General features: G+C 66.6%; 21 protein-coding genes. 17 read left to right on the forward strand and 4 right to left on the reverse strand.

The annotated features are described in order from the left end of the window. Positions 1-15 precede the first annotated feature (15 nt). The gene (locus P7L68_RS22800; protein WP_372001937.1) at positions 16-1,947 is read left to right on the forward strand and encodes a PhoX family phosphatase; all 1,932 of its coding nucleotides are present in this window, start codon (positions 16-18) and stop codon (positions 1,945-1,947) included. Positions 1,948-2,046: 99 nt separating this feature from the next. Here P7L68_RS22800 and P7L68_RS22805 read toward each other — a convergent pair whose 3' ends face one another. The 3 genes from P7L68_RS22805 to P7L68_RS22815 form a co-directional block, all read right to left on the reverse strand. Beyond that, on the reverse strand, positions 2,047-3,093 hold the full coding sequence (locus P7L68_RS22805; protein WP_372001939.1) for a phosphotransferase: 1,047 nt from the start codon (positions 3,091-3,093) through the stop codon (positions 2,047-2,049). A 138-nt stretch (positions 3,094-3,231) separates the two neighbouring features. After that, positions 3,232-4,008 carry an SDR family NAD(P)-dependent oxidoreductase gene (locus tag P7L68_RS22810; protein WP_372001941.1) on the reverse strand — a complete coding sequence of 259 codons (777 nt, stop codon included), beginning with the start codon at positions 4,006-4,008 and terminating at the stop codon, positions 3,232-3,234. 69 nt (positions 4,009-4,077) lie between these two features. Continuing rightward, positions 4,078-4,854, reverse strand: coding sequence for a glucose 1-dehydrogenase (locus P7L68_RS22815; RefSeq protein ID WP_372001943.1), 777 nt, complete (start codon positions 4,852-4,854; stop codon positions 4,078-4,080). 168 nt (positions 4,855-5,022) lie between these two features. Between P7L68_RS22815 and surE the strand changes: the two genes are divergently transcribed. Both surE and P7L68_RS22825 read left to right on the forward strand, forming a co-directional pair. After that, positions 5,023-5,829 (forward strand): 5'/3'-nucleotidase SurE, encoded by an 807-nt coding sequence (surE, locus tag P7L68_RS22820; protein ID WP_372001945.1) that lies wholly within the window; start codon positions 5,023-5,025, stop codon positions 5,827-5,829. Positions 5,830-6,056: 227 nt separating this feature from the next. Beyond that, positions 6,057-7,712, forward strand: coding sequence for a 3-(methylthio)propionyl-CoA ligase (locus P7L68_RS22825; protein WP_372001947.1), 1,656 nt, complete (start codon positions 6,057-6,059; stop codon positions 7,710-7,712). 48 nt (positions 7,713-7,760) lie between these two features. Here the strand turns inward: P7L68_RS22825 and P7L68_RS22830 are convergent, their stop codons facing one another. After that, positions 7,761-8,222, reverse strand: coding sequence for a MaoC family dehydratase (locus P7L68_RS22830; RefSeq protein WP_372001949.1), 462 nt, complete (start codon positions 8,220-8,222; stop codon positions 7,761-7,763). Positions 8,223-8,597: 375 nt separating this feature from the next. Between P7L68_RS22830 and P7L68_RS22835 the strand changes: the two genes are divergently transcribed. The 14 genes from P7L68_RS22835 to P7L68_RS22900 all read left to right on the forward strand — a co-directional run bounded on the left by P7L68_RS22835 (position 8,598) and on the right by P7L68_RS22900 (position 26,316). After that, positions 8,598-9,863: a branched-chain amino acid ABC transporter substrate-binding protein gene (locus P7L68_RS22835; RefSeq protein ID WP_372001951.1), complete on the forward strand. Its 1,266-nt coding sequence runs from the start codon at positions 8,598-8,600 to the stop codon at positions 9,861-9,863. 261 nt (positions 9,864-10,124) lie between these two features. Beyond that, positions 10,125-11,075 carry a branched-chain amino acid ABC transporter permease gene (locus P7L68_RS22840; protein WP_372001953.1) on the forward strand — a complete coding sequence of 317 codons (951 nt, stop codon included), beginning with the start codon at positions 10,125-10,127 and terminating at the stop codon, positions 11,073-11,075. After that, positions 11,072-12,391: a branched-chain amino acid ABC transporter permease gene (locus P7L68_RS22845; protein WP_372001955.1), complete on the forward strand. Its 1,320-nt coding sequence runs from the start codon at positions 11,072-11,074 to the stop codon at positions 12,389-12,391. Before P7L68_RS22840 ends, P7L68_RS22845 begins: the two co-directional genes overlap by 4 nt. Continuing rightward, a complete protein-coding gene (locus P7L68_RS22850; protein ID WP_372001957.1) occupies positions 12,391-13,143 on the forward strand; it encodes an ABC transporter ATP-binding protein in 753 nt (250 codons plus the stop codon). Before P7L68_RS22845 ends, P7L68_RS22850 begins: the two co-directional genes overlap by 1 nt. A gap of 5 nt (positions 13,144-13,148) precedes the next feature. Next, positions 13,149-13,844: an ABC transporter ATP-binding protein gene (locus P7L68_RS22855; RefSeq protein WP_372006930.1), complete on the forward strand. Its 696-nt coding sequence runs from the start codon at positions 13,149-13,151 to the stop codon at positions 13,842-13,844. Between the two features lie 176 nt (positions 13,845-14,020). Then, a complete protein-coding gene (locus P7L68_RS22860) occupies positions 14,021-16,120 on the forward strand; it encodes a 3-hydroxyacyl-CoA dehydrogenase NAD-binding domain-containing protein (protein ID WP_372001959.1) in 2,100 nt (699 codons plus the stop codon). Between the two features lie 244 nt (positions 16,121-16,364). Further along, a complete protein-coding gene (locus P7L68_RS22865) occupies positions 16,365-17,561 on the forward strand; it encodes an acyl-CoA dehydrogenase family protein (protein WP_372001961.1) in 1,197 nt (398 codons plus the stop codon). Positions 17,562-17,590: 29 nt separating this feature from the next. Continuing rightward, the gene (locus tag P7L68_RS22870; RefSeq protein WP_372001963.1) at positions 17,591-18,739 is read left to right on the forward strand and encodes an acyl-CoA dehydrogenase family protein; all 1,149 of its coding nucleotides are present in this window, start codon (positions 17,591-17,593) and stop codon (positions 18,737-18,739) included. Positions 18,740-18,905: 166 nt separating this feature from the next. Beyond that, complete coding sequence (locus tag P7L68_RS22875; RefSeq protein WP_372001965.1) at positions 18,906-20,717, forward strand: acyl-CoA dehydrogenase; 1,812 nt, start codon at positions 18,906-18,908, stop codon at positions 20,715-20,717. A 59-nt stretch (positions 20,718-20,776) separates the two neighbouring features. Further along, a complete protein-coding gene (locus P7L68_RS22880) occupies positions 20,777-21,634 on the forward strand; it encodes a 3-hydroxyacyl-CoA dehydrogenase family protein (RefSeq protein ID WP_372001967.1) in 858 nt (285 codons plus the stop codon). Positions 21,635-21,709: 75 nt separating this feature from the next. Continuing rightward, positions 21,710-23,935 carry a YdbH domain-containing protein gene (locus P7L68_RS22885; RefSeq protein ID WP_372001969.1) on the forward strand — a complete coding sequence of 742 codons (2,226 nt, stop codon included), beginning with the start codon at positions 21,710-21,712 and terminating at the stop codon, positions 23,933-23,935. A 32-nt stretch (positions 23,936-23,967) separates the two neighbouring features. After that, positions 23,968-24,162 (forward strand): YnbE family lipoprotein, encoded by a 195-nt coding sequence (locus P7L68_RS22890; protein WP_372001971.1) that lies wholly within the window; start codon positions 23,968-23,970, stop codon positions 24,160-24,162. Beyond that, positions 24,162-24,557, forward strand: a complete 396-nt coding sequence (locus P7L68_RS22895) for a YdbL family protein (RefSeq protein WP_372001973.1) — start codon at positions 24,162-24,164, stop codon at positions 24,555-24,557. Before P7L68_RS22890 ends, P7L68_RS22895 begins: the two co-directional genes overlap by 1 nt. A gap of 109 nt (positions 24,558-24,666) precedes the next feature. Further along, positions 24,667-26,316 (forward strand): acyl-CoA synthetase, encoded by a 1,650-nt coding sequence (locus tag P7L68_RS22900; RefSeq protein ID WP_372001975.1) that lies wholly within the window; start codon positions 24,667-24,669, stop codon positions 26,314-26,316. Positions 26,317-26,338: the final 22 nt, after the last annotated feature.

The raw sequence follows: 26,338 nt of genomic DNA on the forward strand, positions 1-26,338 counted from the left end.
TTCGGAGATCTGTCCATGTCCACTCTGCCCGAGGCTTCGCGCCGTACGGTTCTCCGCCTGCTGGCGGGCATGCCGCTTCTGCCCGTGGCGGGGCTTGCCGCCGGTTCCGCGGCGACCGCCTTCGGCCGCACCGCTTTTGCCGCCACCGGTGGCGCCGCCGCGGCGCCCAGGTCGGTGGAATTCGTCGCCATGGCTGCGCCCAAGACCGCGGCGGCACAGGCGACCACCACGGTCGGCTCGTCCATGGTGGTGACCTATGCCGACGGCAAGACCCAGACCTTCGCGCTGGGCTACGAGCCCCTGTTCATCACCGGCGATCAGGTGCCGGACGGCAAGGGCGGCAAGGTGGTGGCCGGCGGCTATGTCGACATCAACGGCAAGCCGATCATGGATGCCTCGGGCGAGAAGCCGGTGCAGTTCTTCTCCGACTGCCCCGATGGCTGCAACATGCTGATGCCGATGGAGGCGAAGGTCGCGGGCGTGAAGGGCAACACCGTGTTCGCGGTGGTGCAGTTCGAATACGCCACCCGTGATGCCGCCGACAACGACATGTATGGCCGCCTGCCCTCGCCGATCGCGGTGCTGACGCTGGACCAGGATCCGGCAACCGGCGCGCTGAAGCTCGTGCAGTACCACACCGTCGACACCAGCCCGGTGCACGGCCTGTGGATCACCTGCGGCGCCAGCCTGTCGCCCTGGAACACCCATCTGTCGAGCGAAGAATACGAGCCCGACGCGCCCTTCGCCAAGACCGACGAGCAGTTCCGCGCCTTCAGCCAGAACCTGTTCGGCGATCCGGACAAGGCCAACCCCTATCACTACGGCCATATGCCCGAGGTAAAGGTGAACGCCGACGGCACCGGCACCATCACCAAGCACTACTGCATGGGCCGCATCTCGCACGAGCTGGTGCAGGTGATGCCCGACCAGCGCACCGTGCTGATGGGTGACGACACCACCAATGGCGGCCTGTTCATGTTCATCGCCGACAAGCCCGCCGATCTTTCGGCCGGCACGCTTTATGCGGCGAAGCTGGAACAGCGCCCGGGCGTCGACATCGACAAGGGCGGCTCGTTCGACCTGACCTGGGTGAAGCTCGGCCACGCGACCAGCGACGAGATCCGCAAGCTGGCCGACACGCTCACCGCCGCCGACATCGTCGAGGTGGCGAAGGAGGATCCGAAGGATGCCTCGTTCACCCGGATCGGCTTCAACGGCAAGGCGCAGTGGGTGCGTTTCAAGCCGGGGATGGAGAAGGCGGCGGCCTTCCTCGAAACCCATCGCTGGGCGCCGCTGCAGGGTGCCACGCTGGCGCTGAGCAAGCTGGAAGGCGTGACGGTCAACGCGAAGGACAAGACCGCCTATATGGCCGTGTCCTACATCTACAAGTCGATGAGCGACGGCAAGAGCGGCATCAAGGTCGACAAGATCGATGCCGGCGCGGTCTATCAGCTGCCGATGGAAGGCGGTCGCAAGGACGCCGCCGGCGCTGCCATCGACAGCGACTGGGTGCCGGTGCACTTCTCGGCCGTGCCCGCCCTGGTCGGCCGTGACCTGGCGGAGCCGGACGCCATCGGCAACACCGCCGATGCCGAGCTGATCGCCAACCCCGACAACGTGAAGTTCTCGGAGCGGCTGCGCACCCTGTTCATCGGCGAGGACAGCGGCACCCACGTCAACAACTTCCTGTGGGCCTATGAGGTCGACACCGGCCGGCTGTCGCGGCTGCTCTCCTGCCCGGCCGGCGCCGAGTCGACCGGTCTGCAGGCGGTCGACGACGTCAACGGCTTCGCCTACATCATGAGCAACTTCCAGCACCCGGGCGACTGGGGCAAGGGGCTGCACGACAAGGTGAAGGCCGAGGTCGCACCGCTGATCGACGCCAACTACCGCAACCGCCGCAGCGGCGGCGTCGGCTATATCGCCGGCATGCCCAAGCCGGTCTGAGCACGGCCCGGCCGGTCGATCGATCGGTCGATCATCCGACGACAAACGGCCGCCCGGAGCTTCCGGGCGGCCGTTTTCCGTAGGCGACAGCCGGTTCGGTTACGACACCTGCTGCCAGCCCAGTTCGGCGAGCAGCGAGGCGCGGGCACCGACCACCTTGGCGCGTTCGGAGCTGGCATTGCCGGTGATGCCGCGGTGATAGACACCCTGAAGGATGGCGGCCAGGCGGAACATGGCGAAGGCCTTGTAGAACGGCCAGTTGTCGATGCCGTCGCGGCCGGTGCGGCGGCAATAGGCGGCGACGTATTCCTCTTCGGTCGGCACGCCCAGCGGTTCGAGGTCGATCCCGCCGAGGCCGGGGAAGCCCTCGTCGCCCGCGGGCAGGCTGTAGAACATGGCGTTGTAGGCGAAATCGGCCAGGGGATGGCCGATCGTCGCCAGTTCCCAATCCAGCACGGCCAGGATCTTCGGCTCGGTCGGATGGTAGATCACATTGGCGATGCGATAGTCGCCATGGGCGATCGACACGCTGTCATCGGCCGGGATATTGGCCGGCAGCCAGGCGATCAGCTGATCCATCGCCGGGATCTCGTGGGTTTTGGTCGCCTCGTACTGCTTCGACCAGCGTCCGATCTGGCGGGCCATGTAGTCGGTGGCCTTGCCCATGTCGGCCAGACCCGCCGCCGTAAAGTCGACGCTGTGCAGCGCCGCCATCACCCGGTTGAGCTCGTCATAGGTGGCGCGGCGCTCGTCGGGGCCAAGCCCGGGCAGGGTCGGATCGGTCAGCACCCGGCCTTCGACATAGTCCATGACATAGAAGGCCGTGCCGATGATCCCTGCCTCTTCGCAAAGCAGCCGCGCCGGCGCGACCGGGACATCGGTGTCGGCGAGCCCTGCGATGAAGCGGTATTCCCGCTCCACCATATGCGCCGAGGGCAGCAGCTTGCCCGGGGGCTTCTTGCGCAGCACATAGCGGCGCCCCGCGCTCTTCAGCATATAGGTCGGGTTCGACTGCCCGCCCTCGAATTGCAGGATCTCGAGGTCGGCGGGGTCGAAATCGGGCAGACGGTCGGCCAGATAAGCCGAAAGCGCCGCCTCGTCGAGGCGATGGGCCTCGCGGACCGGAACGAGATTGGGGCCGGACATGTGGCGCAGGATCTCCGGAGGTTCAGTGGTGGATGCAGGCGGCCTCGGCCGGACATGACGAAACGGAAGGGCCGGCCCTGCGGCCCGCCCTTCCGTTTCATTGTCCCGGCCCGGCCGGTCTCGGACAGGTCTGCCGGCTCAGAGCGTATCGCCGACGGTGACGCCACCATCGATCACCAGCAGCTGGCCGGTGATGAAGCGGGCGGCGTTCGAGGCCAGGAACACGGCGGCGCCGCCGATGTCGTCAGGCTCACCGATCCGGTGGAGGGGCGCCGACTTCTCGACCTTCTCGCGCATCTTGGGATTTTCCCACAATGCGCGGGCGAAATCGGTCTTGATCAGGCCCGGGGCGATGGCGTTGATGCGGATGTTGTGCGGCCCGTATTCGATCGCGAGGTTGCGCACCATCTGCGCCTCGGCCGCCTTCGACGCCGCATAGGCGCCCAGCACCGGCGTGCCGCGGATGGCGGCGATCGACGAGATCAGCACGATCGCGCCGTCGCGGCGCTCTTTCATCTCGGGCACCACCTGATTGCAGAGCCAGAGATTGGAGAGCACGTTGTTCGACATGATCTTGACGAAGGCCTCGTCGGGCATCTCCGCCGCCGGGCCGTAATAGGGATTGCTGGCGGCATTGCCGACCAGGATGTCGACCCGGCCGAAGGCCTTGCGGGTCTCGGCGATCAGGTTCTCGCAATCATCCTTGCTGCTGATGTTGCAGGGAACGTCGATCGCCTCGGCGCCCCTGGCCACCAGTTCCGCACGCACCTCGGCGCAGGGCTCGGGCTTGCGGCTTGAGATCACCACCTTCGCGCCGGCCGCCGCCATCTGCTCGGCGATCGACTTGCCGATGCCGCGGGTGGAGCCGGTGATGACCGCGACCTTGCCGGTCAGGTCGAACATCGGATTGGTCATGGGTCGGGAACCTCCCTCAGGATCTGTCATGGTCCGGCCTCTCTGGCGGGCCGGCTGGATGGGCGGCGATCAGGCGGCGGTGTTGCCGCCGTCGACCGCAAGCTCGGTGCCGGTCACGAAGCTGCTCTCGTCGCTGGCGAGGTACAGCGCTGCATAGGCGACCTCTTCAGGCCGCCCCATGCGCCCCATCGGTGCCGCGGTGGAAAGCGCCGCCTCCATCTTGTCCGGGTTGCGCGCAGCGGTGATCATGTCACGCACCATCGGGGTCTCGGTGAAGGACGGATGGATGGAGTTCACCCGGATGTTGTAGCCGCGCCGGGCGCAATGCAATGCCGCCGCCTTCGTGAACAGGCGCACGGCCCCCTTGCTGGAGCAATAAGCGGCAAGATTGACCGCGCCGATCAGGCCGGCGATCGACGAGATGTTGACGATCGAGCCACCACCCGTGGTCTTCATCACCTTGATCGCCTTGCGGGTACCGAGGAAGGGGCCTTCGGAATTCACCGCATGGACGCGCTTCCACTCGGCAAGCGTGGTCTCTTCCAGATCGGCCATATAGCCGATGCCGGCATTGTTGATCAGCACGTCCAGCCGGCCGAATTCGGCGACACCGGCATCGACCACCTCTTCCCAGCGGGCTTCGTCGGTGACGTCCTGCTCCGCGACCATCACCCGGTCATGGCCGCCGGCCGCCAGCTCCGCCTTCAGCGCCTCCAGCCGGTCGGCCCCCATATCGGTCAGGATCAGCCGGGCACCCTCGGCCGCGAACAGATGGGCCATCGCCCGGCCCAGGCCGCCGGCGGCCCCCGTAATCAGAACCACCTTCTCCGAAAGCCGTCCGCCCATGTCCGGGGCCTCCTCCGCTGAAATGCGCCGCCGGTGGGGCCGGTCTCGCTGCGGCCCCTTCCCGCTTGATCTCGGGCAGTGTTTCCGGTTTCATCGCCTACGTCAAACGTTCGTTTGAACGAGACATCATCTCCACCCGTCTCGATCTGCCTGAGGATGCCGCCGACGATGACCCCTGCGACCGCAGCCACACGCCGGATGCCCGCCCGCATCCTGCTGACCAATGACGACGGCATCGACGGCGAGGGCCTGGCGGTGCTGGAGCAGATTGCGCGCGAGCTGGCGCCCGAGGTCTGGGTGGTCGCCCCCAGCCGCGACAGCAGCGGCGGCTCTACCGCGCTCACCATCCGCCGGCCGTTGCGGGTGCATGCACTCGGCCCGCGGCGCTACAAGGTCGACGGCACGCCGGCCGACTGCGTGGCCGTGGCCCTGTCTTACCTGATGCCCGAGGCAAAGCCCGATCTGGTGCTTTCAGGCATCAATCGGGGCGCCAATCTGGCCGAAGAGGTGATCTATTCGGGAACCGTGGGTGCGGCGACCACCGCCCAGCTGATGGGCATTCCGGCCATCGCCCTCAGCCAGACCTTCCGCGACCCGGCCTTCATTCCCTGGGACACACCGCGAGCGCTTGCCCCGGACATGCTCCGCCGCCTGATCGAGGCCGGCTGGCCCGCAGATGTGACGCTCAGCCTGAACTTCCCCGACTGCGCCGCCGACGAGGTTCGCGGCGCCCGGCTGACCCGCCAGGGCCGCGGCATGATCGGCGGCATCCGGATCGAATCCACCGTCGACCACCATGGCGACACCGATCTCTGGCTGCGCTTCGACCGGGCAGGTCTGGACCGGACGGAAGATTGCGACATCCAGGCGCTGCGCGATCGCCATGTCTCGGTCACGCCACTCGGCGTCGACCGCAGCTGGACGGGTGACCGGGCACCGCTCGCCGACCTCGCCCGGGGGCTGATCGACCGCTGAGCCTGTTGCCGCAACCGGTTCGCCAACATGCCATCGCACGGCCCGCAGAGATTTGTGCGGAGGGGATGCAAATGCGTGAGACAAACGTTTGACCTGTCGCGCAAGACCAGCCACGATAACGGCGACCGGCCGATCAAGAGCCGGCGTTCAACGATAAACGGCGCCGCACGCCGGGGGTGTGCGAAGCGGTGCCGGCCGTGCTGCTGCTAGGGAGGAATATCCGTATCATGTCCCGTCCTCTGCCGCTTCTGGGGCAGATGATGGACAGGCCGCTGTCCATCATCGCGCTGCTGCAATATGCAGCCCGCTGCCACGCCACGACAGAGATCGTGTCGCGCAATTGCGAAGGCACCATCCACCGCTACGGCTATGGCGATGCCTATGCCCGGGTGCAGAAACTGGCCCATGCCCTGGCATCACTGGGGGTGACGCCCGGCGACCGCGTCGCCACGCTGGCCTGGAACAACCACCGGCATTTCGAGCTGTACTTCGCGATTTCGGGGATGGGGGCAGTCTGCCACACCATCAACCCGCGCCTCGCCGCCGACCAGATGGCCTACATCCTCAACCACGCCGAGGACAAGGTTCTGTTCGTCGACCCCACTTTCGTGCCGCTGGTCGCCCGGCTGGCGGGCCAGCTGCCCAGGCTGCAGGCCGTGGTGGTCATGACTGATCGGGCGCATATGCCCGAGGCTCCCGCCGGTTTCGAGACGCTCTGCTATGAAGAGCTGATCGAGGCCCAGCCCGAAAGCTATGACTGGCCGGAGCTGGACGAACGCACGGCATCGTCGCTCTGCTACACCTCGGGCACGACCGGCAAGCCCAAGGGCGTGATGTACAGCCACCGCTCCACGGTGCTCCATGCCATGGCAGCGGGTTCGGCGGAAGGCGTCGGCATCTCGGGCCGCGAATGCGTGCTGCCGGTGGTGCCGCTGTTCCATGTGAACGCCTGGGGCATTCCCTATGCCTGCGCCATGTTCGGCGCCAAGCTGGTGATGCCCGGCCCGCGTCTGGACGGCGAAGGCCTGCACGAGATGTTCGAGGCCGAGAAGGTCACGATCACCGCGGGCGTGCCCACGGTCTGGCTGAACCTGATCAATTACCTCCGCCAGTCGGGCAAGCGTCTCGACATGCTGAAGCAGCTGATCATCGGCGGCTCGGCGGCGCCGCTCGCCATGATCCGGACCTTCGAGGAAGAATTCGGCGTGCCGGTGGCCCATGCCTGGGGCATGACCGAGATGAGCCCGATCGGCACGGTCGGAACGCTGAAGCTGGCGGACGAGGCGAAGCCGGCCGAAGAGCGCTGGCTGCTCAAGACCTCTCAGGGCCGGATGATCTGCATGGTCGACATGAAGATCGTCGACCCGATGGGCAACCGCCTGCCCCATGACGGCAAGGCCTTCGGCGAACTGCTGGTCGCCGGCCCCTGGATCACCAACGGCTATTACGAGAACGCCGATGCCAACGCCTCGGCCTTCGACGACGAAGGCTGGTTCCGCACCGGCGACGTCGCGACCATCGATCCCGACGGCTATATGCGCATCGTCGACCGGGCGAAGGACGTGATCAAGTCGGGCGGCGAGTGGATCAGCTCCATCGACCTCGAAAATGCGGTGATGGGCCACCCCAAAGTGGCAGAGGCCGCGGTGATCGGCGTCAGCCATCCGAAATGGGATGAACGGCCGCTGCTGATCGTGGTGCCGAAGCCGGGCGAGACGCCGTCGAAGGACGAAATCCTGTCCTGGCTGTCGAGCCGCGTGGCCAAGCTCTGGCTGCCAGACGACATGGTGCTGGTCGACGAACTGCCCCATAGCGGTACCGGCAAGGTGCTGAAGGCGCAGTTGCGCCAGACCTTCCGCGACTACACCCTGCCCACGGTCTGACCGGGCAGGAACACCCCCGGCCCGCCGTTGCGGACCGGGGGTGGCCGATCAGGCGAAGTTCACGATCGACAGGGTTTCGGCGACGCAGACCGGCCGCTCCTGGCCCTCCCGTTCCACCGTGATCTCCACGGTCAGACGCAGCGAGCCGGGGCCCTGCTCGTCAACCGCCTTCAGGACACCGCGGCCGCGCACGCGGCTGCCCGCCGGAACCGGCGCCGTGAAGCGGACCTTGTTGGAGCCGTAGTTGATCGAGGAGGCAACACCGTCGATCTTCCAGATACCGGCCATGATCATCGGGACCAGCGACAGGGTCAGATAGCCATGGGCGATGGTGGATTTCCACGGGGTTTCACGGGCGGCACGCTCGACATCCAGATGAATCCACTGGAAATCACCGGTCGCCTCGGCAAACTTGTTGATCCGGTCCTGATCGACCAGAATCCAGTCACTGACCCCCAGCTCGGATCCCACGGCAGACTTCAGCTCTTCGGCTCCGCTGATAACGCGCATGAGTTTAAGGTCTCCTCTTTCATTGCGCCTTTTAGTGGATTTTAAATATTGTTTATCCACCTGAAATTATATGGACGTATCGACGGGTTTTCAAAGAATTTGGTCTGAATTCTGCACTGCGAAATGATATTTCGCTGTTTTTGATCCCCGGGATCGATTAGGTTATAAGCAATTGTGGTGCAAGGCCCCAGGGAGGCTGCATCGCCAAGAACATCCCGGCCGCTTAATGGCCGGTTCGGGCGCCGGTCCGCCAGGGACGGGCACCCGTCAGGAACAGGCACCGCCGATGGCGGCGCGCGCCCCCGGGAGGGCGCCCGTGTCCCCGTCAGCAGACGTGCCGCTACGCAACGACGTAGGATGCCAAGGGAGGCTGCGTTGACGCCCAAGACCACTCTGACCGCCATGACCAGCGCGATCGCGCTTGCTGTGGCCGCTTTCGGCATGGCCGGTGCCGCTTACGCCGAGGACACCATCAAGATCGCGTATATCGACCCGCTGTCGGGGCCGTTCGCGAATGTCGGTGACGCCGGTGCGAAGCACTTCTCGTACTTCATCGACTATTTCAACGCCAATGGTGGCTTCAACGGCAAGAAGCTTGAGCTGATTGCGATCGACAACAAGTCGAGCCCGAAGGACAGCCTGGTGGCGCTGAAGAGCGCGATCGATCAGGGCGCCCATTTCATCACCCAGGGCAACGGCAGCCATGTCGGCGCGGCGTTGAGCGAGGCGGTCGCCAAGCACAATGAGCGCAACCCCGACAACCGCGTGCTCTATTTGAATTATGCGGCGGTCGACCCGGCGCTGACCAATGATGCCTGCAACTTCTGGCACTTCCGATTCGACGCCAACAGCGACATGAAGCTGGAAGCCATCACGAATTACATCAAGGATCAGCCGGCAGTCAAAAAGGTCTACCTGATCAATATGGACTATTCGCACGGCCAGTCCGTGTCGAAAATCGCCCGCAAGCTCCTGAACGAGAAGCGTCCCGACATCGAGGTCGTCGGTGACGACCTGCACCCGGTCGGCAAGGTGAAGGACTTCTCGCCCTATATCTCGAAGATCAAGGCTTCGGGCGCCGATACCGTGATCACCGGCAACTGGGGCGCCGATCTTTCGCTGCTGGTCAAGGCCAGCGCGTCGGCAGGGCTGGATGTTCAGTACTACACCTATTACGGCGGTGGTCTGGGCACGCCGGTCGCGATCGGCGCGGCCGGCGAAGGCAAGGTGAAGCAGGTCACCGAATGGCATGCCAACCTGCCGGTCGAGACCCCGTCGGATCAGGGCAAGGTCCTGGAGGACGCCTATGTCGCGTTCCTGCAGAAGTATGACCTCGACTTCTACTATGGTCGTATCCGGACCATGCTCGGCATGCTTCAGGAAGCGATGAACCAGGCGAAGAGCGACGAGCCGGTTGCCGTTGCAAAGGCGCTGGAAGGCATGACCTATCAGACCGCCATGGGCCCGGTCACCATGCGCGCCGACGACCACCAGCTTGCCCAGCCGCTCTTCATCTCGACCTTCGTGAAGGGCGTCAAGTACGACACCGAGCATACGGGCCTCGGCTGGAAGACCGACGCGAAGATCGACGGGCCGGCCACCGAGACCTCGACGACCTGCAAGATGCAGCGCCCGAGCTGACGACACCCGGCGGGCCGGTGGTGATGCCATCGGCCCGCCGACGACCTCGTCCGTCGCCCGTCCGTCCGGCTCCCGCCCGCAGGACCGACGGCTGGCCGGTGAGACAGCCCGACACCGGACGCCGGGATGCCCCTTCCCGGGACCGTAACTTCCGGAACCACGACAAGGTTCCGGGACGGCCTCGGACCGGCCCCCGACCGCGCGCCATCGACGCGCAGGCCGATGCCGGCCGCGCCACACCTCGCAATGACGAAGGGCGAGATGCTGGAAATCCTCGTCTTCTCCCTCCTCAACGGCGTGCTCTTCGGCATGCTGTTGTTCATGCTGTCGAGCGGGCTCACGCTCATCTTCAGCATGATGGGTGTCCTCAATTTCGCGCATGCCAGCTTCTTCATGCTGGGTGCGTATTTCGCCTACCAGATCAGCACGGTTACCGGCTTCTGGATCGCCCTGATCCTGGCCCCTCTGCTGGTCGGTGGCATCGGCATGCTGATCGAACGCTACGGCCTCCGGCGTGTGCACAAATACGGCCACGTCGCGGAGCTGCTGTTCACCTTCGGCCTCGCCTTCCTGATCGAAGAGATCGTGGTGATGATCTGGGGCCGCATCCCGGTCGATTACGGGGTGCCTGCGGATCTGAACTTCACCTTCTTCACGCTCCTGGGCACGAACTTCCCGGCCTATCGCGCCTTCATCCTGCTGATCGCGGTGATGATGTTCGCGGCCCTGTTCCTCACCATCACCCGGACCCGCATCGGCCTGATCATTCAGGCGGCGCTGACCCATCCCGACATGGTGGCGGCCCTTGGCCATAACGTGCCGCGGGTGTTCATGATGGTGTTCGGCGGCGGCACGGCCCTTGCCGCACTGGCCGGCGTGATCGGTGGCCCGATTCTGGTGACGGAACCCGGCATGGCCTTCCTGCTCGGCCCCATCATCTTCGTCGTGGTGGTGTTCGGCGGCATGGGCTCGCTCGGCGGCGCCTTCGTGGCCTCGCTGCTGATCGGCGTGATCCAGACGCTTGCGGTGGCGCTTGACTGGTCGCTGGGCGGCACGCTCGCCGCTATCGGCATCAACCTGCCCGTCGATGGCTTCATCGGTACGTTCTCGCGGATCACCGTTTCGCAGACGGCACCGATCCTGCCCTATCTGATGCTGGTGCTGATGCTGATCTTCCGCCCGAAGGGCCTGATGGGGACGCGCGAATCATGACCGACCGCACCCTTCCCACCGGCAAGACCGCCGCCGCGGCGATGCGCGGCGGCGCCCGCCCCGGGGGCCCCGGCTTCCTGGCCCGCTACGGGCTGTGGATCTTCGCCATCGTCGTGATGGTCGCCGCCCCTCAGTTCATGACCTCGGGCTTCTCGCGCTCGATGCTGAGCCAGATCGGCATCGCGATCATCTTCGCACTCTCCTACAACATGCTGCTCGGCCAGGGGGGCATGCTGTCCTTCGGCCATGCGGTGTTCTATGGCCTGGGCGGCTTCGCGGCCATCCACCTGCTGAACGAGATCTCGCCCGACGGCTTGCCGCTGCCGCTGGAACTGCTGCCACTTGCCGGCGGCATCGGCGCCATGGTCTTCGGCGTGATCTTCGGCTGGATCTCCACCGCCCGTGCCGGCACGACCTTTGCCATGATCTCACTCGGCATCGGCGAGCTGGTCTATGCGGGCACCTCGATGTTCCCGGACCAGTTCGGCGGAGAGAGCGGCATTTCGGGCAACCGGGTCACCGACACCAGCCTGTTCTTCGGCTACGGCCCCCAGGTCGAGGTCTACTATCTGATCGCCTTCTGGTGCCTGATCTCGACCATCGTCATGTACCTGCTCACCCGCACCCCGCTCGGCCGCATGGCGAATGCCGTGCGTGACAACGAAGAGCGGGTGCGCTTCGTCGGCTACGATCCGCGCATCGTGCGCTTCGTGCAGTATGTTCTCGCCAGCTTCTTCGCCGGCATCGCCGGCGGCCTGACCGCGATCAACTACGAGATCGTGACGGCCGAGAATGTCAGCGCGGTTACCTCCGGCTCCGTGCTGCTGATGACCTTCATCGGCGGGGTCGGCAACTTCGCAGGCCCGATCCTCGGCGCGATCCTGGTCACCATCCTGCAGCTCAGCCTGTCATCGGTCACCGAGACCTGGCAGCTCTATTTCGGCCTGCTGTTCGTGGTGATGGTGATGTTTGCCCCCATGGGTCTGGCCGGCGTCATCATGGCTCATCAGCCGATCTGGCAGGCGGGGCGCATGGGACGGCTGGTGGTTCCCTATGCGATCGGCCTCGTCACCTTCCTGATCATGGGGACGGGTCTCGTCGCCCTGATCGAGATGAACTACTACATGTCGACCACCTACGACGCCTCCATCCCGATGGTGCTGTTCGGTCAGGATGTCTCGGTGCATGAGGCTCTGCCCTGGGCACTGGCGGTGGCCGCCACCGTGGTCGGCGGCTATCTCTTCCGTCTGGCGATCCGCCGGATCGTCCGCGCCTGGGATGCCGTGGTCGCCGAGATCAAGCAGGGAGGGGCCTGATGTCGACGCTTGCACTCGAACTCACCGATGTCCGCAAGAGCTTCGGGCCCACCGAGATCATCCGTGGTCTGAACCTCCAGGTCCACCAGGGCCACCGCCATGCGGTGATCGGCCCCAACGGTGCCGGCAAGTCGACGCTGTTTCACCTGATCAGCGGCCGCTTCCCGCTCACCTCGGGTTCGATCAAGCTCAATGGTGAAGAAATCACCGGCCTGCCGGCACAGCAGATCAACCGGCGCGGGCTCAGCCGCAGCTTCCAGGTTACGAACATCTTCCCGAAGATGAGCGTGTTCGAGAACATCCGCTGCTCGCTGCTCTGGTCGCGGGGCTACAAGTACTCGTTCTGGCAGATGGTGGCGAAGCAGCGGCAGCTGAACGAGGATGCCGAACGGATCCTGGAGCGCATCCATCTCCAGTCCCGCCGCAACGTGCTTGCGGGCTTCCTCTCTTATGCCGAGCAGCGGGCGCTGGAGATCGGGTTGACCATCGCGGGCGACCCCGATGTCATCCTGCTCGACGAACCGACCGCGGGCATGAGCAATACCGAGACCGAACAGGCGGTGGAGCTGATCCGCGAGGTGACCGTGGGCAAGACCCTGGTCATGGTGGAGCACGACATGGGCGTGGTCTTCGGCCTGGCCGACCGCATCTCGGTGCTGGTCTATGGCGAGGTGATCGCCACCGACACGCCCCAGGACATCCGCAAGAACCGTGCCGTGCAGCAGGCCTATCTCGGCGAGGAAGCCGCATGACCACGATGCTCGACGTCCGCGACCTGCACGCCTATTACGGCAAGAGCCACATCCTGCAGGGGGTGAGCTTCGACGTGAAGGAGGGCGAGATCGTCAGCCTTCTGGGCCGGAACGGCGTCGGCCGGTCGACCACCATCAAGGCGATCATGGGGCTGGTGCCGCCGCACGGCACGGTGAACTACCGCGGCCGCAACATCGCCGGCATGACCCCGCACGAGATCGCCCATCAGGGGCTGGGCTATGTGCCGGAAGACCGGTCGATCTTCCCGACCCTGACCGTGCGCCAGAACCTGCTGCTGGGCCAGAAGAGCACCCGCAAGCAGGGCCGCTGGTCGATCGACGACATGTACAAGCTGTTCCCGCGCCTTCAGGAACGGGCCGACACCCTGGCCGGCGTGCTCTCGGGCGGCGAACAGCAGATGCTGACCATGTGCCGCACTCTGCTCGGCGATCCGGATCTGATCATGGTCGACGAGCCGACCGAGGGGCTTGCGCCGAAGATCACCGAACAGGTGGGTGATCTGCTGTCGGAAATCGCCCGGCGCGGCGTCAGCGTGCTGCTGGTCGAACAGAAGCTGACGATCGCGCTGCGCATCTCGCAGCGCCTCTATGTCATGGGCCATGGCCATATCGTCTACGAGGGCACGCCGGATGCTCTGGCGAAGGACGAGGCCGTGCGCAAGGAATGGCTGGAGGTCTGACGCGCGGGGCGTAGTCTGATACACGCCCGGGTAGCCAAACCGGGCACATTCGCGACGCGGCCGGCACCGGCCTTCCGGTGACGGCCGCGTCGTCCGGTCCAAAACCCGCATCCGGCCGCGCAACGCGCTCCCTCCCCGGGCAGATGCCGGATCCGACAGTCGAGGTGACCAGTTTCATGAGCACGAGTGTCCGCTACGAACGCCAGGGCGATGTCGGCGTCATCACGGTCGATAATCCGCCGGTCAATGCCCTCAGCCAGCATGTCCGTCAGGGGCTGCTCGACTGCCTCGCCGAAGGCCTGGCCGATGACGAGGCGAAGGCACTGGTTCTGGTCGGCGCGGGCCGCACCTTCATCGCCGGCGCCGATATCCGCGAATTCGGCAAGCCCCTGGCCGAGCCCGATCTCAACGGCGTGATTGCAGCCTACGAGAATGCGACCAAGCCGGTCGTGGCCGCGATCCACGGCACCGCCCTCGGCGGCGGCCTGGAAGTGGCGCTCGGCTGCCACTATCGCGTCGCCGTCGCGCAGGGCAAGGTGGGCCTGCCCGAGGTGAAGCTCGGCATCCTGCCGGGCGCCGGCGGCACCCAGCGTCTGCCCCGTGTGGCGGGTGTGGAAGCCGCCATCGACATGATCACCACCGGCAAGTTCGTGCCGGCCGGCAAGGCCCTGCAGCTCGGCATCATCGATGCCGTGGTCGACGAGCTGGTCCCCGGCGCCGTCGCCTTCGCCCGCAAGCTGGTCGAAGAGGGCGCGCCGCTGCGCCGGGTGCGCGACATCGACGAGAAGGTGAAGGCCTTCGATGCCGCGAAGCTGCCCGAGATCCGCAAGCAGGTGGCCAAGGCCGCCCGCGGCCAGATGTCGCCGGTCGGCTGCTTCGACGCCGTCGCCGGCGCGGTCACCCTGCCCTTCGACGAGGGGCTGAAGAACGAGCGCGAGATCTTTGCCGGGCTGATGGCCTCGGACCAGTCCAAGGCGTTGCGCCATATCTTCTTCGCCGAGCGTGAGGCGCTGAAGATCCCCGACGTGCCGGGCGACACCCCCACCCTGCCGATCCGTCAGGCCGCCATCATCGGCGCCGGCACCATGGGCGGCGGCATTGCGATGAATTTCGCCAATGCCGGCATCCCGGTGAAGGTGCTGGAGATGAGCGCCGAGGCGCTGGAGCGCGGGCTCGGCATCATCCGGTCGAACTATGCCGCGACGGTCTCCAAGGGCCGCCTGACCCAGGATGCCATGGACAAGCGCATGGGCCTGATCGAAGGCGTGCTCGACTACGACGACCTCAAGGACGCCGACATCATCATCGAGGCGGTCTTCGAGGAAATGGACATCAAGAAGAAGGTCTTCTCGACCCTCGACGCGGTGGCCAAGCCGGGAGCCGTGCTCGCCTCCAACACCTCGACGCTCGACATCGACGAGATCGCCGCCACCACCTCGCGGCCGGAATTCGTCATCGGCACCCATTTCTTCAGCCCGGCCAATGTCATGCCGCTGCTGGAGCTGGTGCGTGGGGCGAAAACCTCGAACCAGGTCATCTCGACCTCGATGAAGCTCGCCAAGACCATCGGCAAGGTGCCGGTGCTGGTCGGCAATTGCGACGGCTTCGTCGGCAACCGCATGCTGGAGCCCTATGTCCAGCAGGGCGAATTGATGCTGGTCGAAGGCGCCCTGCCCGCCCAGGTCGACGGCGTGCTGCAGCGCTGGGGCCTGGCCATGGGCCCGTTCACCATGGGCGACATGGCCGGTCTGGACGTCAGCTGGCGGATCCGCAAGCGCCGCGCTGCCACCCGCCGCAACGACCTGTTCTGGCCGACCGTTTCGGACCAGATCTGCGAGATGGGTCGCTTCGGCCAGAAGACCAAGGCCGGCTACTATCTCTATGAGGATGGCAGCCGCACGCCGGTGACCGATTCCAAGATCGAGCAGCTGATCGTCGAGGCCTCGAAGGCGGCCGGCGTCGAGCGCCGCGAGATTTCGGAAGACGAGATCCTGAAGCGTTCGCTCTATGCCCTGATCAATGAAGGCGCCAAGTGCCTGGAAGAGGGCATGGCGATCCGGGCGAGCGATATCGACGTGATCTACTGCTTCGGCTACGGCTTCCCGGCCTGGCGCGGCGGCCCGATGTTCCAGGCGGACCTGATCGGTCTGGACAAGGTTCTGGCCGATATCAAGCAGTTCCATGCCGATCTCGACGACCGCTGGAAGCCGGCGAAGCTGATCGAGACCCTGGTCGCCGAAGGCAAGTCCTTCGCCGATTACGACCGCAGCCGGTGATCCGGCAGACCGGCTGTCACGTTTGACGTGGCGGCCGGTCGTCCACGATCCGCAGCCGGGCCGTGAGGCTCTCCCCTCTTCCGCGCCGATGCGGGACATGCTGACGAAATGTCCCGTCGACGCGGTTTTCACTGGCCACGGCGTAAAACAGTCGTATGTTTCAATGATGGATCGACCTTGAGGGGGGGGACGATCCTGAACCAGGGGTCCGGGGACCCCGCAGATTTCAGGGAGCAGGGGCGCGATGAAGCTTACCCTCAGCGCCGAAGATCAGGCGTTCCGCGAGGAGGTCCGCGAGTTCATGCGGACGTCCCTCCCGGAGGACATCAAGGCGCGCTTCGAGCGCAGCATTCATCTGCCGAAGGAAGATTTCGTCCGCTGGCAGAAGATCCTCTACAACAAGGGCTGGATTGCCCCGGCCTGGCCGAAGGAATATGGCGGCACCGGCTGGGATCCGATCAAGCGCTACATCTTCGATCAGGAGATGAACGCAGTCGGCGCGCCGCCGCCGATCGCCTTCGCGTTCAGCATGGTCGGCCCGGTGCTGTACACCTTCGGCAATCAGGCGCAGAAGGATCACTTCCTGCCGCGGATCCTGTCGTCGGAGGATTTCTGGTGCCAGGGCTTTTCCGAGCCCGGTTCGGGTTCCGACCTCGCCTCGCTCAAGACCCGCGCGGTGCGCGAGGGCGACGAATACGTCGTCAACGGTTCCAAGATCTGGACGACGCTCGGCCAGTATGCCGACTGGATCTTCTGCCTGGTGCGCACCGACGGCACGGTCAAAAAGCAGGAAGGCATCTCGTTCCTGCTGATCGACATGAAGACCCCGGGCATCTCGGTTACCCCGATCATCACCATCGATGGCGGCCACGAGGTCAACCAGGTCTTCTTCGAGGATGTCCGCGTCCCGGCCGAGAATCTGGTCGGTGAGGAAGGCAAGGGCTGGACCTATGCCAAGTTCCTGCTGAGCCACGAGCGCACCGGCATCGCCGGCGTCGGTCGCTCGCGTCACCAGCTGCGCAAGCTGAAGACGCTGGCCGCAAAGGAAGTGGACGACGAGGGGCGCCCGCTGATCGAGAATGCCCGCTTCATGGAGCGGCTGGCCGCGGTCGAGATTGAGCTGATGGCGCTGGACGCCACCGTCATGCGCATGATCACCACCTCGAAGAGCGGCCGTCCGGGGCCTGAATCCTCGCTGCTCAAGATCAAAGGCACCGAGATCCAGCAGGCGATCACCGAGCTGCTGCTTGAGGCCGTCGGTCCCTATGCGCAGCCCTATCTGCCCGAGAGCCAGCATCCCGGCTGGAATGGCGAGCCGATTTCGAGCCTTGAGGCCAATCTGGCCGCGCCCTACTACCTCAACTGGCGCAAGAGCTCGATCTACGGCGGCTCGAACGAGATCCAGAAGAACATCATCGCCAAGGCCTTCCTGGGCCTCTGACGCACGACCGGGACAAGGATCCGAGTTTCATGGACTTCTCACTCAGCGACGAACAGCAGCTCCTGGTCGAGAGCGTCGAGCGCTTCGTGCGCAACGAATATCCCTTCGACGCCCGCCGCAAGCTGGCCGAGAGCGAAGACGGCATCTCGGCGAAGAACTGGGGCACGCTGGCCGAAATGGGCCTGCTGGCGGTGATGGTGCCCGAAGACCAGGGCGGCATCGGCGGCAGCATGGTCGATGCCGCGCTCATCCTCGAAAAGCTGGGCGCGGGCCTGGTGCTCGAACCCTTCATGTCGACGGCCGTGCTGGGCGTGCGAGCCCTCACCGTCGGTGCGACCGGCGATGTCCGCGACAACCTGCTCGGCCAGGTCGCGGAAGGCGCGCTCAAATTCGGCTTTGCTCATTACGAGCCGCGCGGCCGCTATGCCCGCACCCGGGTCACCACCCGTGCGGAACGCTCGGGCGAGGGTTTCACCCTCTCGGGCGTCAAGGCGGTGGTGCGCAATGCCCAGCATGCCGACAAGCTGATCGTCAGCGCCCGCACCGCAGGTGGCGAGCGTGACGCCCAGGGCATCACGCTGTTCCTGGTCGATGCCGGCGCCGCGGGTGTCTCGCTCAAATCCTACATGACCGTCGATGGCGGCCGGGCGGCTGACGTGACGTTCGAAGGTGTCGAGGTCGGCCCCGAGGCCGTGCTGGGCGCAGTCGACGGCGGCGCCGACCTGCTGTCGGACCTGCTCGACCACGGCGCAGTTGCGGTCTCGGCCGAGGCGGTCGGTGCCATGAAGGCGCTGCACATGCTGACCGTCGACTATCTGAAGACCCGCGAGCAGTTCGGTGTGGCGATCGCGAACTTCCAGGTGCTGCAGCATGCCGCGGTCGACATGATGAACCACATGGAGCAGAGCCGTTCTCTGGCCTATGCCGCCGCCATGGCCCTGGCCGAAGAGGATGATGCCACCGCCCGCGCCCGTGCGGCCGCGGCCTGCAAGGCGCATACCTCGCGCTCGGGCCGTCTGGTCGGCCAGGCCGCGATCCAGCTGCATGGCGGCATCGGCATGACCGAGGAATATGCCGCCGGTCACTACTTCAAGCGGCTGACCATGATCGAGGGCGAGTTCGGCGATCACGATCACCATCTCGACCGCATGGTGGCGATGATCCGTCGCGCCGCCTGATCGGATCCCGACTGATCCGATCCCGTCGGGCCGGATAAGAGAGGGGGCGGCGGCCGCTTGCGGCGCCGCCCCTTTTGTATAGGTGTCCGGCCAATCAAGCGTTTGGCCTGCATGCTCCAAGCGGCGGCAGCCTTGGAATGAGAAGCTTCAGGGAGGATCGAGGCTCATGGACTCGAAGATCATCAACCGGCGCGACCTCGACTTCATGCTCTACGACATGCTCGACGTCGAAAGCCTGACCGCGCGTCCGCGCTTCGCCGACCACAGCCGCGACACCTTCGACGCGGCGATCGACCTGTCGATGAAGATCGCGACCGACCATTACCTGCCGCATCTGCGCAAGAACGACACCCACGAGCCGCGCTTCGAGAACGGCCGGGTGGTGATGATCCCCGAGGTGAAGGCCGCGGTCGATCAGTTCATCGAGGCCGGCCTGCTGGCCGCAGCGCAGGAAGAGGAATGGGGCGGCATGCAGTTGCCGACCACCGTCGCCCATGCCTGCTACGCCCTGTTCGACGGCGCCAATGTCGCCACCGCCTCATACACCTTCCTGACCATCGGTGCCTCGAACCTGATCAAGAGCTTCGGCTCCGACGCGCAGCGCGAACGCTATCTGCGCCCGATGCTGGCCGGCCGCTTCTTCGGTACCATGGCACTGACCGAGCCGCAGGCCGGATCGGGCCTGGCCGATGTCCGCACCCGCGCCGTGCCGCAGGACGACGGGACCTACCGGATCACCGGCAACAAGATCTTCATCTCGGCCGGCGATCACGAACTGTCCGAGAACATCATCCACATGGTGCTGGCCCGGATCGAGGGCGCACCGGCCGGGGTGAAGGGCATCTCGCTGTTCATCGTGCCCAAGGTGCTGGTCAACGAGGACGGCAGCCTGGGCGCACGCAACGACGTGGCGCTGGGCGGGCTGATCCACAAGATGGGCTGGCGCGGCACCACCTCCACCATGCTGAATTTCGGCGAGAATGGCGGCGCAGTCGGCTATCTGGTGGGCGAGCCCCACAAGGGCCTGAGTTACATGTTCCAGATGATGAACGAGGCCCGGATCGGCGTCGGCCGCTGCGCGGTGATGCTGGGCTATGCCGGCTATCTCCACTCTCTGGACTATGCCCGCAACCGTCCGCAGGGGCGGCTGCCGACCGACAAGGACCCCTCCAGCCCGCAGGTCCCCATCGTCAACCATGCCGATGTGAAGCGCATGCTGCTGGCCCAGAAAGCTGCGGTCGAAGGCGGGCTGGCGCTCACCCTCACCTGCGCCCGGCTGGTCGATGAACAGGAAACCGGCGAGACCGATGCCGCGCGGGCCGAGGCGCAGCTGCTGCTCGACATCCTGACCCCGATCGCCAAGGCCTGGCCGTCGGATTACTGTCTGGAAGCCAATGTCCACGCCATCCAGATCCATGGCGGCTATGGCTTCACCCGGGAATATCAGGTCGAGCAGTATTACCGCGACAACCGGCTGAACCCGATCCACGAGGGCACCAACGGCATCCAGGCGATCGATCTTCTGGGCCGCAAGGTGACGATGATGAACGGCGCCGCCCTGCAGGCCCTGGGCAAGCGCTATGCCCAGGCAATCGCCGAGGCCCGGGCCTCGGGCGATGATCGGGTTCTGTGGCTGGCCGACCGGTTCGAAGAGGCGGTTGCACGCCTGCGCAAGACCACCGAGACCCTGGTGCCGATGGGGGCCGAGGGCAAGGTCGAACTGCTGCTCGCCAATGCCACGGCCTATCTGCATCAGTTCGGCCATACCGTGCTGGCCTGGATCTGGCTGCGCCAGGCGACCACCGCCGCCCGGCTTGCCGCCGCGGCTCCGCATGATGCGGAACAGGCCTTCCTCGACGGCAAGTTCGCGGCCGCCCGGTACTTCTATGTCTGGGAACTGCCCAAGACCGCCGTCTGGGCCGGGATCCTGGAATCGAAGGACGACACCCTGCTCGCCACCGCCGACGCCTCGTTCTGAGGCGCCGGCGGCGCGAGAAATCGATCGACAAGAAGACTCCAACGGAAGGAAACGCCACCATGACCACCCGCATCGGTGTCGTCGGCGCCGGCATGATGGGCTCGGAGATTGCTCTGGTCTTCGCGCTTGCCGGCCACGACGTGCTCCTGACCGATCAGAACGTCGAAGCGGCTCAGGCCGCGATCGGCAGGCTTGAGGGCGTGCTCGACCGCGGCATCGGGCGCGGGCTGTTCTCGGAGGCCGACAAGGGCCGCGCCCTCGGCCATCTTCGCGCGGCGGAAAGCCTGGAGGCCTTCGCCGATCGCGAGCTGGTCGTGGAGGCGGTGTTCGAGGATCAGGAGGTCAAGCAGGCCGTCTTCCGCCGCCTCGACGGCATTCTGGGGGCGGAGGCGATCATCGCCAGCAACACCTCGACCATCCCGATCTCCACGCTCGCCTCGGCGGTCCAGGCGGAACGGCAGACCCGGTTCCTGGGCACGCATTTCTTCTCGCCCGTGCATCGCATGAAGCTGGTCGAGGTGATCCCCGGCTTCGACACCACCGACGAGGTGATCGCGCAGGTGATGGACCTCTGCCGGAGCGCCGGGAAAGAGCCGATCCGGGTGAAGGACGTACCGGGTTTCGCGGTCAACCGCGTGCTCCACGCCTTCCTGATCGAGGCGGTGAAGCTGGTCGAGGAAGGTGTCGCAACGCCTGAGGACATCGACAAGGCCTGCCGGCTGGGCCTGGGTCACCCCATGGGGCCGTTCGAACTGATGGATGTGGTGACCAACAGCCTCAGCCTTCAGGCACAGGAAATCATGCACGACGCCTATGGCGAGCGCTTCCGTCCGGCATCGCTGCTGAAGCAGAAGGTTGCCGCCGGCCATATCGGGCGGAAGACCGGCCGTGGCTGGAAGGTCTATCCGAAAGCATAGTGGGCACCTGCGGATGGATGCGACCTGGCACTTCGGCTAGACTGTCCGCGCACTGGTTCACGCGGGAGAGACGGGATGGCCGGTCGGCGGCGGACGATCATCCTGGTGGCATCCATCGCCGCAGTTGCGGCTCTGGGCGTCGGGATCTGGCGCTACGGCCCGGTTCTGGCCGTCGACCTGGCGGCAGATGCGCTCACCCGTCGCGGACTCGGACCAGTGACCGTGGCCGATCGCCACTTCGCCGATGGCGCACTGGTTCTGCAAGACGTGATGCTCGGCCAGCCTGCCGACGGCACATCTCCGGCCTCGGGTGCCCGTGCCCGCCGGGTCACCCTCGCCTTCACACTCGATGCGCTTCTCGACGGCCGGCTGGCGGACCTCAGGGTCGAGAACCTGACGCTGCGGCTGGTCGACGGGCAGGCCGGGCCCTTCGCGCCGCTTCTGGAGCCGGCCTCCGGCACGGACGAGACCCCGCCTGCCCCGCTGACCCTGCCGATCGACATGGCCGCGATCGACGGTATCGACGCAGCCTGGCTCGCAGCCGACGGCACGCCCCTGCTGCGCTTTCAGGGGAGCGCCAGCGCCGATCGCCTGTCCTCGGATCCGGACCTCACCCTCACCGGCCGCATCGCCTGGTCGGCGGCCGACGGCGCCACCGACGCAGCTGCGGATCTGGCCCTTTCTGCCGGCCTGTCACGCGACGACGGCCGCGAACGCATCGAACTCAGCGGCGATGTGGTGCCGGCCGGTGGCGGCCCCGGCTGGCATGTCGATCGAGACCGGCCGCTCCCGGTCTCATTCACCCTGACCCGCAGCCTGGTCGATGGCGGTGTGCGGATCGACCTCGCCGACTGTCTCGACCTGCCGACCCTGACCCTGGACGAGGGGGAGGCCGCGCTTCGCCTGACCGGGGGACGGCTCTGTCCCGTCGAGGGCCAGCCGCTGCTCGACCTGACCGAGGGCGCCAGATCGGTCCAGGGAGTGCTGGCCGAAGCCCGGGTCGACGGAGACGAAGTGACCGGCCGGCTGCCGACCATCACGCTGGCCGGCGACCCGCTGCACGGCCCCCTGCAGATGACCGCGTCGGGCGGGGATCTCCGGCTGCCGGGTGCCGGTCTCACGGTCTCGGAGCTGACGATCGAAGCCGGTATCGAGACGCCGGATGCGCCGGAGCCGGTGCTCACCATCGGCCGGCTGTCCGCCCGTCTGACGGATATCGCCAGCCCGCTGCGCTTCGCGCCGCTCGACATCGCGCTGTCGGGCCGGGCGGCCGATCAGGGCATCGAGCTGGCAGGCCAGATGCGCGATCCCCGGCAGCGGGTCCGGGCCGACATCACCCTCTCTCACGACCCCGTCACCGGGCGCGGCAGTGCGGCGGTCAGGGTGCCCGCCGTCACCTGGGCGCGCGAGCGGCTGCAACCGGCTGACCTGATACCGGCGGCAGGTGGCATCGTCACCGGGGTCGCCGGCCAGACGGCCGCCACCGCCACGATCCGCTGGGGCGGCGGCCCGCTGCGGCTGCGGCTGGTGGCGAGCCTCGCCGATACCGGCTTCACCGCCGAGGCGGCGACCGTCTCGGGCCTGACCGGCCAGCTGGTGCTGACGGGCCCCGATCCCTGGGTCACCGACGGGCCGCAGACCCTCGACATCGGCCGGATCGAGGCGGGGCTGCCCCTGACCGACGGCCGGATGACCGCGATCCTGACCCCCACCACCTTCGACATCGTCAACGCCGAATGGCCCTTCGCCGGCGGCCGCCTGTCGGTGGAACCGGTGCGGGTGCCGCTGGGCGCGGGCGACCGGCGGGTGATCCTGCGGGCCGAGAACCTGGAGCTGGGCCTGCTCGCCGCCTTTGCGGAACAGCCGGCGCTGAATGCCGACGGCCGCATCTCCGGCTTCGTGCCGGTGGTGCTGGGGGACGAGGGCATCCGCATCGACCACGCCGAATTTACGGGCCTGGCCGGCCGGCTGAGCTGGGCATCGGATACGGCCGAGGCGGCGGCCGGCGGCGCCGGCGAAGGGGCCGATCTGCTGGCGCGTGCGCTGGAAGACTTCCGCATGCGGCATCTGCGCCTCACCCTCGACGGTCCGCTGGAAGGCGAGTTGACCGCGGGATTGTCGCTCGCCGGATCGAGCCCGGCGGTGTATGACGGGTATCCGATGGAGATCAATCTCGACGTCCGCGGGCCGCTCGCCCAGTTGCTCTCCGTTGAAGGACGGCTGTTCGATTCCGGTGCGGAGGGTTTCGGCCAGTCCCTCGTGAAAGACCGGTCGCTGATGAAGAGCCGGTCGTCCGAATAGCGACCGGAGACCGCAGGCCGGGGAGGACAGGAATGGCCGGACCGATACGTTTGCTGCCGCTGGCCGGCATGCTGGTGCTGCTGGCGGCCTGCCAGCCGACCGTCAGGGTCGAGGCACCGGAAAAGCCGATCGTCATCAACGTCAACGTCAAGATCGAGCATGAGGTCCGGGTCCGGGTTGAGAAGGACATCGAGGATCTGCTCGCCGAAGAGCCGGAGCTGTTCTGATGCCGACCCTGCCCGCCCGCCGCCGCATCGCCACCCGGCTTGCCGCCATTCTGCTGGCCGCCAGCCTGCCCGCCGCGGTGACCATCCTGCCATTGGCCCTGCCCCGTGTCGCCATGGCCCAGGAAACCGGCCTTGATGCGCTGAAAGCGCAGGGGCTGGTGGGCGAACGCTTCGACGGCTATGTGGGCGCGGTCAAGTCCGGCGTCGATGCGGCAACGCAGCAGGTGATCGACCGGATCAACCTGCAGCGCAAGGACCGCTACCGGGCCATCGCCGCCAAGCGCGGCGCCGCACTCTCGGCCGTTGAACGCATTGCCGGCGCACAGGTGATCGAGCGCGCCCCCTCCGGAACCTGGGTGATGCCGGAAGGCAGCGGCTGGGTGCAGAAGCCCTGACCCTGCCCCGGCCGGCGGGAACCTTGCCGGCCCCGGACAGACGCGGCAGGATCGGCAGACCCCGGCAGGCCGTCGAACGAGCCTGCGGGCCAACCGGAGGACCCGCCCCATGCTCGACGCTCCCCGTCCGGACGAGACCATTGCCGAATGGCGCGCCCGGTTCCGCTGGCAGATCCCGGCGCGGCTGAACATCGCCGCCCAGACCGCGGGTCGCTGGGCGCATGAGGCGCCGGATCGCACCGCCCTGATCCATGTCGAGGAAGACGGCAGCCGCAAGGTCTTCAGCTTTGCCGAAATCGACCGGCTGGCGGGGCGCCTGGCTGCGGGACTTCTGCATCTGGGGGTCGAGCGCGGCGATCGGGTCGGCATCTGCCTGTCGCAGGGGCCCGAGGCCGCGATCGCCCATATGGCGATCTACCGGATCGGCGCCATCGCCCTGCCGCTCTTCACCCTGTTCGGGCCGGAAGCCCTCGCCTATCGTCTGGCCGACAGCGGCACGCGCGCGGTGATCGTCGATCCGGGCCGGCTGGAGGCATTGATGTCGGTGCGGGCAGACTGCCCCGAGCTTGCCCGGGTGATCGTAACCGGCCCCGAGCCGGTCCCTGCCGGTACCATCGCCTTCGAGCGGCTGATCCGCGATGCCACCGGCACGCCGCCCGCGATCCTCGACACCGCGGCCGAGGACCCTGCCGTCATCATCTATACCTCCGGCACCACCGGCAATCCCAAGGGTGCGCTGCACGCCCACCGGGTGCTGTCGGGCCATCTGCCGGGCGTGCAGATGCCGCATGATTTCCCGCCGCAGCCGGACGATCTGTTCTGGACGCCGGCGGACTGGGCCTGGATCGGCGGGCTGTTCGACGTTCTGCTGCCGGCCTGGGCCATGGGGATCGGCGTCGTGTCGCAACGGATGCGCAAATTCGATCCCGAGGCGGCCCTCCGGCTGATGGCGACGGAGCGGGTGCGCAACACCTTCCTGCCACCGACCGCGCTGAAGCTGATGCGCGGCGTGCCCCGCGACCGGGTGCCGGCCGATCTGGCGCTCCGCTCCGTCGGCAGCGGCGGCGAGAGCCTGGGCTCCGAACTGCTCGACTGGGGCCGCGAGGTCCTGGGCGTGCCGATCAACGAATTCTACGGCCAGACCGAATGCAATCTGACCGTGTCGTGCAACCAGCGGATCGAGCCGTCGCCCCCCGGCGCCATGGGCCGCGCGGTCCCCGGCCATGAGGTGCTGATCGTCGACGAGGCCGGCGAGACCCTTCCCGATGGCGAGACCGGCGAGATCGCGGTCAGTGCCCCCGACCCGGTGATGTTCCTGCGCTACTGGAACAACCCCTCGGCCACGGAGGCCAAGTTCCGCAATGGCCGGCTGCTGACCGGCGATATGGGCCGGCGCGATGCCGACGGCCTGTTCCACTTCATGGGCCGGGCCGACGACGTGATCACCAGCGGCGGCTACCGCATCGGCCCGGCCGAGATCGAGGACTGCCTGATCCGCCATCCGGCGGTGGCCATGGCCGCCGTGATCGGCAAACCCGATCCGGTGCGCACCGAGATCGTGAAGGCTTTCGTGGTCACGGCACCAGGTGTCGAACCGTCGGATGATCTTGCCCGCGCGCTCGGCGCCCATGTCCGTGACCGGCTGGCCGCCCATGAATACCCGCGCGAGATCGCCTTCGTTACCGAACTGCCGATGACTGCAACCGGGAAGATCATGCGGCGCGTCCTGAAGCAACGCGAGGCGACAATAGGCGATTGACAATCATTCTCAGCATTGCCAC

This window comes from Tistrella mobilis (assembly GCF_041468085.1).
Classification (GTDB): Bacteria; Pseudomonadota; Alphaproteobacteria; order Tistrellales; family Tistrellaceae; genus Tistrella; species Tistrella mobilis_A.

Coding starts and splice junctions, on each gene's coding strand:
- P7L68_RS22800 (WP_372001937.1), top strand. CDS start 16: ATGTCCACTCTGCCCGAGGCTTCGCGCCGTACGGTTCTCCGCCTGCTG.
- P7L68_RS22805 (WP_372001939.1), bottom strand. CDS start 3,093: ATGTCCGGCCCCAATCTCGTTCCGGTCCGCGAGGCCCATCGCCTCGAC.
- P7L68_RS22810 (WP_372001941.1), bottom strand. CDS start 4,008: ATGACCAATCCGATGTTCGACCTGACCGGCAAGGTCGCGGTCATCACC.
- P7L68_RS22815 (WP_372001943.1), bottom strand. CDS start 4,854: ATGGGCGGACGGCTTTCGGAGAAGGTGGTTCTGATTACGGGGGCCGCC.
- surE (WP_372001945.1), top strand. CDS start 5,023: ATGACCCCTGCGACCGCAGCCACACGCCGGATGCCCGCCCGCATCCTG.
- P7L68_RS22825 (WP_372001947.1), top strand. CDS start 6,057: ATGTCCCGTCCTCTGCCGCTTCTGGGGCAGATGATGGACAGGCCGCTG.
- P7L68_RS22830 (WP_372001949.1), bottom strand. CDS start 8,222: ATGCGCGTTATCAGCGGAGCCGAAGAGCTGAAGTCTGCCGTGGGATCC.
- P7L68_RS22840 (WP_372001953.1), top strand. CDS start 10,125: ATGCTGGAAATCCTCGTCTTCTCCCTCCTCAACGGCGTGCTCTTCGGC.
- P7L68_RS22845 (WP_372001955.1), top strand. CDS start 11,072: ATGACCGACCGCACCCTTCCCACCGGCAAGACCGCCGCCGCGGCGATG.
- P7L68_RS22850 (WP_372001957.1), top strand. CDS start 12,391: ATGTCGACGCTTGCACTCGAACTCACCGATGTCCGCAAGAGCTTCGGG.
- P7L68_RS22855 (WP_372006930.1), top strand. CDS start 13,149: ATGCTCGACGTCCGCGACCTGCACGCCTATTACGGCAAGAGCCACATC.
- P7L68_RS22860 (WP_372001959.1), top strand. CDS start 14,021: ATGAGCACGAGTGTCCGCTACGAACGCCAGGGCGATGTCGGCGTCATC.
- P7L68_RS22865 (WP_372001961.1), top strand. CDS start 16,365: ATGAAGCTTACCCTCAGCGCCGAAGATCAGGCGTTCCGCGAGGAGGTC.
- P7L68_RS22870 (WP_372001963.1), top strand. CDS start 17,591: ATGGACTTCTCACTCAGCGACGAACAGCAGCTCCTGGTCGAGAGCGTC.
- P7L68_RS22875 (WP_372001965.1), top strand. CDS start 18,906: ATGGACTCGAAGATCATCAACCGGCGCGACCTCGACTTCATGCTCTAC.
- P7L68_RS22880 (WP_372001967.1), top strand. CDS start 20,777: ATGACCACCCGCATCGGTGTCGTCGGCGCCGGCATGATGGGCTCGGAG.
- P7L68_RS22885 (WP_372001969.1), top strand. CDS start 21,710: ATGGCCGGTCGGCGGCGGACGATCATCCTGGTGGCATCCATCGCCGCA.
- P7L68_RS22890 (WP_372001971.1), top strand. CDS start 23,968: ATGGCCGGACCGATACGTTTGCTGCCGCTGGCCGGCATGCTGGTGCTG.
- P7L68_RS22895 (WP_372001973.1), top strand. CDS start 24,162: ATGCCGACCCTGCCCGCCCGCCGCCGCATCGCCACCCGGCTTGCCGCC.
- P7L68_RS22900 (WP_372001975.1), top strand. CDS start 24,667: ATGCTCGACGCTCCCCGTCCGGACGAGACCATTGCCGAATGGCGCGCC.